Source organism: Providencia sp. JUb39, assembly GCF_012272845.1.
Taxonomy (GTDB): Bacteria; Pseudomonadota; Gammaproteobacteria; order Enterobacterales; family Enterobacteriaceae; genus Providencia; species Providencia lanzhouensis.
Map to the genome: position 1 here is coordinate 18,787 of NZ_JAAWXD020000002.1, position 12,794 is coordinate 31,580.

Annotated in this window: 6 protein-coding genes and 4 pseudogenes; 6 read left to right on the plus strand and 4 right to left on the minus strand. The window is 38.3% G+C overall.

Going from position 1 to position 12,794, the window contains the following annotated elements:
* Positions 1-11: 11 nt before the first annotated feature.
* Together HFU86_RS19850 and HFU86_RS18830 are read right to left on the minus strand one after the other, a co-directional pair.
* Positions 12-588: pseudogene (locus tag HFU86_RS19850) on the minus strand (group II intron maturase-specific domain-containing protein); the annotation flags it as partial.
* Positions 589-831: 243 nt separating this feature from the next.
* Positions 832-1,692 carry a LysR family transcriptional regulator gene (locus HFU86_RS18830; RefSeq protein ID WP_132497341.1) on the minus strand — a complete coding sequence of 287 codons (861 nt, stop codon included), beginning with the start codon at positions 1,690-1,692 and terminating at the stop codon, positions 832-834.
* 1,062 nt (positions 1,693-2,754) lie between these two features.
* On the opposite strand from HFU86_RS18830, the gene tpx reads away from it, so the two are divergent.
* Together tpx and HFU86_RS18840 are read left to right on the plus strand one after the other, a co-directional pair.
* Positions 2,755-3,267, plus strand: coding sequence for a thiol peroxidase (gene tpx, locus HFU86_RS18835; RefSeq protein ID WP_132497343.1), 513 nt, complete (start codon positions 2,755-2,757; stop codon positions 3,265-3,267).
* A gap of 560 nt (positions 3,268-3,827) precedes the next feature.
* Positions 3,828-4,867: pseudogene (locus tag HFU86_RS18840) on the plus strand (IS110 family transposase).
* A gap of 545 nt (positions 4,868-5,412) precedes the next feature.
* Here HFU86_RS18840 and HFU86_RS18845 read toward each other — a convergent pair.
* Complete coding sequence (locus tag HFU86_RS18845) at positions 5,413-6,615, minus strand: IS256 family transposase (RefSeq protein ID WP_187129896.1); 1,203 nt, start codon at positions 6,613-6,615, stop codon at positions 5,413-5,415.
* A 182-nt stretch (positions 6,616-6,797) separates the two neighbouring features.
* Here HFU86_RS18845 and HFU86_RS18850 point away from each other — a divergent pair.
* Positions 6,798-7,622: pseudogene (locus HFU86_RS18850) on the plus strand (lysostaphin resistance A-like protein).
* 32 nt (positions 7,623-7,654) lie between these two features.
* Here HFU86_RS18850 and HFU86_RS20345 read toward each other — a convergent pair.
* Positions 7,655-7,941, minus strand: a pseudogene (locus HFU86_RS20345) (helix-turn-helix domain-containing protein); the annotation flags it as partial.
* Positions 7,942-9,572: 1,631 nt separating this feature from the next.
* Between HFU86_RS20345 and HFU86_RS18860 the strand changes: the two are divergent.
* The 3 genes from HFU86_RS18860 to HFU86_RS18870 all read left to right on the plus strand — a co-directional run bounded on the left by HFU86_RS18860 (position 9,573) and on the right by HFU86_RS18870 (position 12,747).
* Entirely contained in the window at positions 9,573-10,217 is a 645-nt protein-coding gene (locus HFU86_RS18860) for an IS1595 family transposase (RefSeq protein ID WP_132497357.1), read from the plus strand.
* Positions 10,218-10,858: 641 nt separating this feature from the next.
* Positions 10,859-11,146, plus strand: coding sequence for a cytoplasmic protein (locus HFU86_RS18865; protein ID WP_187129900.1), 288 nt, complete (start codon positions 10,859-10,861; stop codon positions 11,144-11,146).
* Between the two features lie 209 nt (positions 11,147-11,355).
* Positions 11,356-12,747, plus strand: coding sequence for a hypothetical protein (locus HFU86_RS18870; protein WP_187129901.1), 1,392 nt, complete (start codon positions 11,356-11,358; stop codon positions 12,745-12,747).
* Positions 12,748-12,794 lie beyond the last annotated feature (47 nt).

The window sequence follows — 12,794 nt, forward strand, 5'->3', positions numbered from 1 at the left end:
CGGCTCTCCATTTAAACGCTAGCGGACGCCATTTCCACATCAATGTAACGCAATGTATATGTGTTTCTGGTTTCCGCCCTCAAATAGGGCTTACCTTCAGGCAAATGTCTTGCCTTGCCCGACCAGCTGGCACAGGATTTCGCCATTGAGCGTATCGTGGTTGGTTTTACCAAATAAAACCCACGTTTTGCTATGACCCGGTTTTGGTGATTTATACCACCTCTTCATCAGGGAAGCGATACCTGTACGGTATTTACGTGCCAGCCAATGTGCCAGCTTCCAGAACCCCACACGATCGACATAACTGAAGACTTTAGCTTTAAAATCAACGAACTGATAGAACATAGCTCAGCCTGTCAGTTTCCGGTTGAGTATCTCAACCATATCGATTTTGCTTTCACTATAATTGCCTGATAATAGTGCTATCAGCGATGCGGTGAAGTTTCTGGCTTTGACCTGTGGGATCGTCGAGGCCACCTGCATATTGCTATAACGATTGCGTTTGCAGATGCTCCGGTGTCCCAGAAAGATAAAGCCGTCATTAACATGGGTGATCCTAGTCTTGTCCATGTTCAACCTGAGTTTCAGAATCGGAGGATATTTATTAAGTTAGCTAGAAATCGCTATACAATAAAATTATTTAAACAGTGACTATATCGATATATGTTTTCAATGATTTTAAACGTAGATGAATTCCTTTAAAGGATGCAAAGTTGTATCACAAAGTTTTTTACACAATGTCTTTATTACTGTTTTCATTATTCTTAACATACGTATTGTATGCTCAGATTATTAGAGGATGATATTATCGATAATTATTTTGATTTTTCATTAACTATAGCTAAATCGATTGGTAATCCAATTGCCAACGGTACCAAGCAACATTTTTCTGGACCAAATCAAATCTAATGGTACTATTTTAGGGTAATCTGAAAGAGATAACTGCGTTAATTGTTTTTGCCCATATAACTTAACAAGATCATGGGGAAGTTCAGCCCAACCATATTGTTGTATAGCCATTTCCATTAACATTAAATATTGGGGAGCTGACCATCTTTTTTGGCTTAATGGTTTTTGTGCATTATAAATATTGTGGAGGCATAATTGTCTATAGCCAGATAAGTCTTGGATAGACAAATTAGGGATGGATGCAAGTGGGTGGCTATTTGCAACGTATACACTTAAATGAGCTTTTTGTGTCAAGCGCTTTGCAATAATATCAAAAGGATAATCACGCATTGATAATATAATCCCGAAGTGCGCTCGTCCATTTTGAATATGGGTAATGGCGTCCGCATCCTCAGCGATAATACACTCCAATTCAACGTCAGGAAACTTCATTGCAAATTCTTGCATTAACTGTGCTTGTGGTGCGATATAACTATCGGTAAGAACTAATGTTAAACATGGTTCTATGGCCTCAGTCAAACCGTAAGCTAAAGTTCGAAGATTTTCATTAGCATCAATAATATCTAGTGCGTAGCTGTAAATTTTTTTACCTTCATTCGTTAAGATTGGTTTTCGAAAACTTCGGTCAAATAACGAAAATCCTAAATCAATCTCCAAGTTAGCAATTGCTGTACTGATTGTGGATTGACTTTTGCCTAATTTATGAGCGGCTAAAGTAAAGGAATTAAGAGAAACGACCTCAACAAATGCCCAAAGAGATTCTGGTGAATATAGTTTTAGCATAATTAGCCCTAACAAAAGCGATGATCATTAATGTACGAAATAATACTCAATTATGTATATGGTGATCTGCTCGCATACATGCGAAATAGGTATGCGGATATTGATTACCTTTTAGAAATTATAGTGGACAATTACCTTGTATACGTGCAGAGGTGGATTGCTGAGGACAAATATCATTTTTTTGATTTAATCCCCCTAAGGTGACACCCTGTAATGCGTTACAGCCACAGAGTAAGAGGCAGATTGCAAGCCAATTGAGTTTAAAAAGTAGCATAGAACCTCGATGAGAGTTTTGGTTAAATAAGTTAATAAGTGTGTCATTCATATTCATTATAAAATGCGAGCGTTTGGCCTAAATGGTACGTGTTAACGGTATTTCTGTATTTATATACGTATGCACAGGTATTGCCCTTAAGGAAGATTACTGATTTTAAAGCAAATAATGTAAGTATTAAATCGTATTTATATTGGGTGGTTCAACCCTTATTTAGATAAAGTTGATGAATGGTTTAGCTTTTGGTTTATGGTTTTTGTCTATTTAGTGAAAGTTAACCCACGTTAACAATTAGTTAGGTAATATTGTCATTTTAAACGTAAGTCCTGTCAAAATATAAATAATAATTAATATACACATTATTGATGTTTTATTGGTTGTGATATTTTATGCATAATAAGTGGTCAATTATTATAAAAAGAGTTTAGTTACTGTCTCAGTATGGATAATGACTACTTTTATCAGAAAATATGATGGCTTTGGGGTCATAGGAGGTGATTTGAAAAATATAACTAGAGGGCGGTGTATTAACTGGCTGGTTTCTGGTTTATTAATCGGATTACCCCTTGATTTTTATTGTTTATTGCCGTAACCGGAGGAGGACTACAGCTTGCCATCATCTTTTTTATTATGACCTGAAATGTGAAGTAGAGGGCATTAATTTATCTCACGGTTTTTTTGTTAAATCTGACATACGGGCATAGTTTTTAACACTATTTTCAATGGACTTCTTATTTTGGTTGTCGTGGAAATGTGTTTTTGCTATGGTCATTAAGAGGAGTGATATGATGTTACAAACGGTTCAATTTTATGGTAACGATGTTGTACTGAATGGGGTGTTTTTGCAATCAGGCGATAAAGCTAAGCCTTTTGTGTTAGTCGATAATGCGCTGAATGAAGTGACATTAGAAACTTATAAAGGGCGGCGTAAGGTATTAAATATCTTTCCCAGTATTGATACTCCTGTTTGTGCGGCGTCGGTACGTCAATTTAATCAAGTGGCTAGTGAGGTAGTTAATACCGTTGTATTATGTATCTCAGCAGACTTGCCCTTTGCCCAATCCCGTTATTGCGGCTCTGAAGAATTGGAAAATGTGGTGACATTGTCGACTTTTCGCAATACTACTTTTGCAAATGATTATGGCGTTGAAATCAGAAATGGAATACTTACAGGGTTGATGGCTCGAGCGGTGATTGTGATCGATGAAAATAACCGTGTTTTGTATAGCCAGAGAGTGTCTGAAATTACGAATGAGCCGGACTATGTAAAAGCATTATCGTATTTGAAATCATCTGACTAATGTTTGAAATAGGTTAGAAAGCGGAGAGATATTCTTCATGTTTTTCCGCTTTGTTTTACATGAGGAAGAAGCGAGGGGAGCTGGTACATAGTTGATATGATAGAGATTGGCGAGGTATTAGCTGCCTGTTCAGATTGTTATCTACTTTCGTTAGTTAATAAGGAGAGGCAATGGTTCGTTCTTTGACTTAATAATAAGGTAGTACAGGTAAACTAGCCAGTAAAATCACCAAAATAGTCACTATAACAATTAAAAATGAGCTATCAAATGCGAGTTAGCCTGATTAACTATTCTACTGCTTGTTCTGATGGTAATGTTTCGGGAATAAATAAAGTATCATCAATGCTATTATAATCTTGGTCGAAGTAGGGCAGACCATCTAGGAATTTGAGTATTAATGCATATACGATTCTAAGCAACTCTCTCATTGAAGTTCCCCCACAAAAATATAGGACAAGCCAAATACTGTGAACACAGTCTGAAGTGATGTAATGGATGTCCCTCTGTGTAAGTTTTGCCATACTTATGCTGAGCGATTTTATTTACAGAGGTACTACATCATGAACGAGATTAAAGTTATCGGTATCGATCTGGCAAAATCTGTCTTTCAGGTTTGTGTCTGGATGGATGAATGAATGGGAATATTGCATTTAACCGCAAGGTTTCCCGGGCTAAATTGCTGGATACCATTCGTCAATTCCCTTCCGGGTCGATGATTGCAATGGAGGCTTGCGTTACTTCCCATTACTGGGGGCGTACTTTTCAGTCAATCGGCTTTCAGGTTCGGCTGATACCCACGCAACACGTAAAAGCATTAACACATCACCAGAAAAATGATGCCAACGATGCTCTCGCTATTTGTGAGACAGCTTTTCTCCCAGGCATTCATTTTGTCGTTATAAAAACACTTGAACAACAAGATATTAAGGTCCTCAGAGCTGCCCGTCAGTTGATGGTTGAACAGCGCACTGCTCTGGCAAATCAGGCCCGGTCACTGGCGGCAGAACAAGGTGTTGAGATCCCTGTCGGGATTCATATTTTACAGCAACGACTGCCCGATATTATTGAAGATGCAGAACAGTTAATTTCTTCCGTGCTGCGCCAGTTGCTGTTCTCGTTGCTAGAAAATATACATTCACTAAATGAACGTATTCTTTCTGTAGAGCACAGTCTTGCAGCTCTTTGTCAGCAACAACCCAAATACAAAGTACTGATGACAATACCGGGTATCGGTCCACTTATTGCAGCTGCTTTTTTAAGTGAAGTTAACGCAGCGCAATTTACTAACGGACGACAATTATCGGCCCGGTGTGGTCTGGTTCCTAGGCAACACAGTTCTGGAAGAAAAAACAGCCTTTTTGCGATGACCAAAAACGGCAATCGTGATCTCCGGACATTGATCATTCATGGTGCGCGGTCTGTTATGTACTGTGCTCATAAACGCGATGACGCGCTGGGAATGTGGCTGAAACGGCTTACTGAACGAAGAGGAAAAATGAAAGCCACGGTTGCGCTGGCTAATAAGATGACACGTATTGTCAGGCGGTTACTGACAGAATCCACAAGTTTTAATATCGACAAGGCTTTTGCGATGAACTGACCGTAGTTGTATCCAGAGAAGAGGATTTATCCTGAGTTTGCAGGCACTGATGAGAAAACGGTACACCGACCCTGTAATAGCCTGAACTATGCCATGGTAGTGACATACCGATGTAGTGATAAGGAAACAGGGGGCGGATGACATCATGGCGCTGGTCATTAGAGCCACTAACGACGCCGAATATATGGAAGCAAACCGTATCAACTCAGAGCTTGCACAACACGGGACGTCCATATATGGCATAGTTGATTAGGCCACCAAGTCTGAGGTGATATTAGTACCTCATATACAGATGGGTGATATTTATGGCAAAACGGAAAAAACGACGTTTCCGCTGAAAAAAACGTGTAGTGAGATATTATTTTTAATAGTGATTTAAGAGTGGTTGAAGTTAATTATAATATTATCAATTAGCAATTTCCTTGAAATTATATATGAGTTATTATGTTTAGTTGCCTTATTTCTATGAGATAAGGCGTTTTTTTAGAAGTATATCGTACCGCATTGGAGGGCGTTCAGAATTCTGTGTCACGTTAATTTAATAATTACAACGTTATCACATTATCGAGACGCCCTTCAAAATATATCGATAACTGGGATAGAGCTAGATTCCAATTTTGGATTGGCATCGTCCACTTCTCCTGTGCATTAAGTAATCCAAGATACAGCAATTTTAATAGACTATTTTCGTTGGGGAATGCCCCTTTGGTTTTCGTCAGCTTACGGAACTGACGGTGTACAGATTCGATAGCATTTGTTGTGTAAATAACCTTGCGGATGCTCTCGGGGTAACGGAAGTAAGCGGATAAATTGTCCCATTTCCGGCGCCAGCTTTGGATAACGACAGGATATTGCTGCCCCCATTTAGTATCCAACTCATCCAATGCGGTTTCTGCCGCTTCCTTTGAGACGGCTCGATAAACAGGCTTAAGGTCTGCCATAAACGCTTTATTGTGTTTTGAGGCTACATATTTGATTGAGTTGCGGATTTGGTGAATGACGCACAACTGAACTTCCGTTTGAGGATAGATACTGTTAATTGCATCAGGGAAGCCTGTCAGCCCATCAACGCAGGCAATCAGAATATCTTTTAGCCCCCGATTTTGCAGGTCAGTCAGCACACTAAGCCCAAAATTAGCACCTTCACTTTCAGAGAGATACAGACCAAGTACGTCTTTTTTGCCCTCTAAATTGAGGGCGAGAACAGTGTAAACTGCTTTGCTCACATAGCGCCCGTCTTCTTTCACTTTGTAGTGAATGGCATCCAGCCAGATAAAGGGATAAAGCGCCTCTAGTGGTCTCTGTTGCCACTGCTTAAGTTCAGGGATAACTTTATCAGTCACCGCGCTAATCGTGGCAGCTGATACGCTGAATGCATACAAATCTTCAATTTCTCGGCTAATATCCGTGTAGCTCATACCAAGGGCAAAAAGACGTGTGATCTTGTGTTCAATCTCATTAGATAGCGTTGTTTGGTGTTTTTTCACCAATTGCGGTTCGAAAGAGCCATTGCGATCGCGTGGAGTTGCTAGCTCAAAGTTACCTGTTGGGGTTTTAATCGTCTTTTTGGTAGCTCCATTTCGACGATTAGCTTCAATGTCATTGAGCAAATGAGAATCTAATTCAGCGGATAATGCGGCTTCAGTTAGCTGTTTAATCAATGGGGTCAGGATACCGTCTTTACCAGTTAAAGCCTGCCCCTCTTGAAGTGCTTTTAGGGCTTTATCAAAATCGAAAGGTTGTGTCATCAGTCATTCCTTTTTGAGGTAGTTTACCGGAATGACACAGAATTTCTAACACTCCCTCGCATTGAGAGGGCAGGCTATTAACGTCTGTTGTTCTTGAGTGTATAGAGCGAATGATTAACGTGATTCACTTTTATTTCCACAACACATCTAATGTTTTTTAATACCTAATCAGAGGAAAGCTTATGTGGTATTTTCTTGCTGCATCTTTACTTGTATTGCAGTTCAATAAAAAAATAGCCATATTCCTCCTTGCAGTGGCCATTGCCATTGGGGGATATGCTCAGGCTCTTGACTGGCGTACATTTGTTTTTTTCGGTGTTAGCCATCATTGCGGGGGTTTACTATAAATTTAGCGGCAAGATTCTGCGTATTATACTGGAGATCCTGCTAGTATTGGCATCAGTTGGCTTAATGCTGCATTTGATACCTGGTTTTCATAACCTCAAAGTACTTGATGGTATTAGGCTTGGTCCAAATAGCTCTCCATACACGATGTATTACAACTTTGATAAAGCTTTAGTGCCATTCATATTGCTTATCTTCCTAAAGTCTCTATTCACCACTGATAGGCAACTACAGGTTAAGCCATTGTACTGGTTAGCATTAGTCGTTTCTATCCCTGTCTTACTTATGGGGGCTGTCGCGATAGGAGGGCTAAAGATTGAACTTCACCACCCCGAATGGATTTTTCAGTTTCTGGTGGCTAATATATTCTTTGTGTCACTGTCAGAAGAGGCTTTTTTCGAGGTTACCTTCAGCAGCGTTTATCTTCTGTGGTACATCCCGTATTGGGGTTGGTTATCACTGCGCTACTGTTTGGGGGGATGCATTATCTAGGTGGTAGTTTGCTAATCATCTTTACTACGCTGGCTGGTCTGATTTACGGATTAGCATGGATGTTGAGTGGAAGGTTATGGGTATCAGTAATGTTTCATGTTGGCCTAAATTTGTGCCATTTACTCTTTTTTACTTATCCAGTATTGCTGCGATTACCGTACCCTAGTTGAGGATGTATCGCAAGTTAAGCGAATGTGTATCTATGAAACCGTAGAAGATACCAAGCGATACGTTGGGGACCAAAATGGTAAGTCGTACGCAGATAAATAACCAGCTCTTCGATGTGTTTTGCAACTCTTCTGGTTAGATTTTTAGGATAGGGTTTATTGTTGATTAATTATTTCTCGCCATCTCATTCATAAGCTCTTTTCCAAGTATAAAAAGTTTCTCTACTGATCCCAAAGTGTTAGCAATATTTTTGCTCTCACGGGCATGATTTAAGATTTTTGTTTTATGTGCAATATTTCGTTTAGCTTTAATGTTCATCATATCTGACCTCCGGTTACAATTAGAAAAAACTAATTATCAACCGAAGTCCATACTTTCATAGCTATAGCATCGCTTATATACACCTAATTATCTTTTTAAACTTCTTCTTTTGGACTGTTTTACTCATAAAAGGAATGGTTTCCTCAGGGAACCATTATCATTAGCTTAATTTAATACAGAGCACCTCTGGTGTTGGTGTTTTCTGGTAATTGTTCATTTATCATCTCAGTTAAATCTCTAATCGATTTACTTACTCTTGTGGGTGAGTAACTTTATTTTACGGCTTCAGTTTTGAATGTTTTTAGGCGTCCTTATTATTCAGATAAACACTAATCGATTAACTATTTAGTTTAATGTTTATAGCATTTAGCAAGTTATATAGGTCTAGGTACACTTTTGTATATGAAGTTATGATGGACTCTCTTCATTTTGATCATGTTTCGTGACGATCGATTTTTTTTGTTTAGTAATGTTATTAATCATTTGATTGATAAAGAATTTTTATTTGTGTGTGTTTTTTTTGAGCAAAACTTGGCTGAATTGTAGTAGAGAAAAGAAATAAAAAATCTATTTAAATTAAATTTCAGTGTCAAATAGCTAATTATTACTATTTGTTTTTATTTTTATCTTAAAATTTATCTTTTGCTTATTTTTAGGGCTGTCATAGGTAAGCGGTATCTCTTCTCTTAGAGCTAAGAGAAATGGTAAATTCAGTGATTACAAGGAGGTGTCTCTGTTTGGACTGCTTATTGAGGGGGTTATAGCTTTCATTGCAGCTGAGTTAGTAGGTGTGTACAGGGGGGCTTTTCATTGTCTCAAAGAGCTGAGGGTGGAGCGTTTTATTGGGTAAAGAGTCTATTTTCCGGACCTTAAAGCGTTGAGGGGGGAAGGTTTATACGAAGGTTGTGTTGGATACTAAATGCTATGCATTACAGGCAGCCTTGATAGTGTTTTCTGCACGGATAATATCATTCGCAATGAAGTGGGAGAGGTTTCAAGTATTGCAGATTCCAGTATAGACTCCAGTTTTTTGACAAAACAGAACAACAAAATTGCATCAGCGGTATCGATAATTTTTGAGGTGGAATAAGCGTCACGCGCCTAAATTTAATGGTATTCTCAGAGCTTGTTTTTAACTGTATTTGAAAGGATGTGTATGGTGATTTGGTATATATAATGCACATTAATAATTAACCATTTCCAAGTAAATTATTAGAGTGAGATTGATGGTGTTATCTAGGATAGCCCCTTGTATTATTTAATTTCATTAATCGATTTTTTCGATTTAAACTATCTAATAAAGCTGTCAAATTTGATTTTTAACTATTTATTATTAAATTTTAATATTGTTTTTTTTTGTTTTTTTTATGTGATTTAACCTGTAGTATTTAATGATTAATTGCTTATTTAAATTAAGTGTATCTCAATGAATAATGAATGTAGTAACGTAAATAAAGGTAAGCTTGTGAAAAACACTATTTATCGTAACTTCACCATTATCACGGCTTGATGAAAAATAAAAGGTAGGGCTAAGAAACGGATTTAGTGGTGAAAGTTCATGTTTTTGTTTTATATCTAATCAATATTATTAGTGGTTATCTTGGGTAAATAATATTATTTACGGTAGTTTTATGAGAAAAAGCAGACTCAGTGGTTACAAGCAAGAGCGGTTACTCGAAATGTTCATCGCAGGTGCTACCGCGCGTGTTGCAGCCGAGTTAGTCGGCGTTAACAAGAACACGGCTACTTACTATTTTCATCGGCTTAGAGTGTTGATAGCCGAGTATATTAACCAGCATTATGGATTCGATGGCGAAATAGTATTGGACGAATGTTATTTTGGAGATAGCGATAACGATCAGTCTGAACGAGGAGAGCCTGTTTTTGCATTGGTAAAGCGTGGAAGTAAGGTTTATACGAAGGTTATCTCGGATGCCAAATGTCGTTCATTACAGACAGCAATTGAGTCAAGAATTATTCCTGATAGTATTGTTTACACGGATAATATCACGTGTCACGCAGGTAGAGGTGTAAATTATTTTAAGTATTACAGGCTTCACCATAGGCTCCAGTTTTTTGACAAAAAAGAACGACAAAATTGCATTAATGGTATCGATAATTTTTGGGGGCAGGTTAAGCGTCATATGCATAAATTTAATGGTATTCCTAAGGCCCATTTTGAGCTGTATTTGAAAGAATGTGAATGGCGATTTAACACGCCAAATGTAAAACAGCAATTAACAATTCTAAAGAAAATGGTTAAAGTTAAATTTTAAACTTTATCTATGACTGTGCTTGTAATATTGATTAATAAGTTTTTATTGAGATTAATTACAATTAATGGATGAATTATGATTTTAAAAATTACTCTCTAGTCGATATCGCTAATAGTGAGTTCAATGCTAATTTATTAGGTGTTGGTAAGGTTGATTATCTGCGTGTGGCGGTTGTCTTTTTTTGAATTGTTGTATAGATGTGTATAAATAATTTTCATATTAAATGTGGGTTTATAAAAGGCTTCATTTTTATTTGAAAATATATAAAGAAAAAACATTGATTAAGAAATGTTGCTGTATTGGAAAAGTATGATTCTTCATTATTTTCTGTCAGTTATTCACGTATTATTAATTCTATATTATAATTAATACGGTAAATGCTTAAATTGAAATTTTTTTATATGATAAAACCAAATGATATTGTGAGAGAATTGTTCTATCTTCAGGAAATAAAATAATGGGAAATCAATATTCGTTTTGGCATGTATGTGTTATATAACACGGAAAAATAAAAGGCTCTCGGGGCTGATTTTTCATGACGTTTAAACGTGAGCCAGCAACAAGTGTCTCTGTTATGAATCTGTATAAACAGGGGATTAGCTTATTCCATCAAAATTATTCTACCGGCTAGGGATTCGTTATTGGGAGTGTTAATTTTTGCAACAAGCCCAACAGAACAACTCCTCACACTATTACGTCGAGGGTACACAATCACCACATTTTATCGTTTATCCTCGAAAGCCGCGTTTCAATCCTCAGTTCGCATACCTGAAGGTTATCTTCTGATCTCACCAAAAGGAGAAGAAGAATGTATTTTAAGTGCCATCGAATTTCAGTCAATTAAGCACTTACTCAGCGAACACGATATATGGGAAGAAATCATTGGTTCAACACTGTATGGCGGAAGTTGTTGGTCTTTAAAAAATTAATTAACGTTATTATCCATCCGAAATAGATATCCGAATAATAACACGTGTACGAAATTAATTAAGCTTAGTTTCGTACACTATTTATCACCACTGTACGAAACCGAACATATTCGGATAGCTAAAATTTATCTTGACCTTCCCGATCTCATTATAATACTGTATGTATAGACAGTATTATGGGTGCTGATCTTATCGCAAAGATAAAATCAATGATACCCAGCCAGTTAAGTGGGATACCTGATGGTTTATTGATGGTCAGTGTAGATGAACAGCAAAAAATATTACGTTTGACGTTGGAGCAAAAAGCTTGGCATTTGCTATCGGATATACCAGCGGGGATTTGGTGTATAGGGCTAGAAGCTGCGGTTCGTCATGATGTGCTCAATGTTGAGAAGCCTTTTGCTTTTGAGGGGCTCACGAGAGAAGACTTTGATCAGATAGACAATCCATTAATGAATGACGCTTTGATCTCCTTGGCTGGCCAATCTAGAGTATGGTATTGGAGTGATAAAGGGCATGAAACAGTAGATATGCCTGCATTTCCACCTCGAATTGCGTTTACCGAAATAGCGTTACTGAATGACGAAATGACAACAAAATTGTCTCAGGATTTCACCGAAGAAAGGCTTATACAAGCAGGATATCATGCTGTTGATTATCTGTTTACTCAATATGGTGACAAGAAGAAAAAATTGTGGGCGGTGCGTCAGGGGATAACAACATACGAGACAGAAAAACACTTTTGGTTGCCTGTCACATATCGAGAATCTCCTCCACTTGGTGCAGTAAGCGTGATAAGAGATAAGTTCGATTGTGTGGTAACACAACAGGAGGATGCCGCGGGATTAGTCATTACAGCTGAATATGACTGGCGTTTTTTAACCCCTGTTAGTGTGATAGACGTAAATGATAATGTACATAGCGTGACTTATGATGCCTTAGGGCGGGTGACTAGCTTACGTTTTTTTGGAACCGAAAATCATCAAATGACGGGCTATAGTGCTGTCGATTTTTCTGTTCCAGTTTCTGCCGATGAGGCTTTGTCCTTGGCTTCCCCGTTACCCGTGTCTCAATGTATGGTTTATGTCGCAGACAGTTGGATGCAAGCCGAAGGAGAACGTCAACCACCGCATATCATCACATTGACAACAGATCGTTTTGATCATGATCCTGCTCAGCAAATTCGTCAGCAAGTGAATTTTAGTGACGGCTTTGGACGCCAATTGCAAGTTTCGACTCGCCAGACTGGCGGTGAAAGTTGGCAATATATTGGTAACGGGGCACTTTCGGTAGGGCGAGATGGTGAACCGTTGGTCGATGAAACAATGTTTCGTTGGGCGGTGACAGGTCGAACGGAATATGACAATAAAGGGCAAGCTATCCGCACTTATCAGCCTTATTTTCTGAACGATTGGCGATATGTTCGCGATGATAGTGCGCGTCGAGACCTGTATGCAGATACGCATCGGTACGACCCGCAAGGCCGAGTCTGTCAGGTCATAACGGCGAAAGGCGACCTACGTCGCACTTTATATACCCCTTGGTTTGTCGTCAATGAGGATGAGAACGATACCGCAATGGAGAAGGCTCGTTCTCTTTAATTCCTGTCTTCTCAACGGGTAAGGTATTAACCTACCCGTTGAGAGGG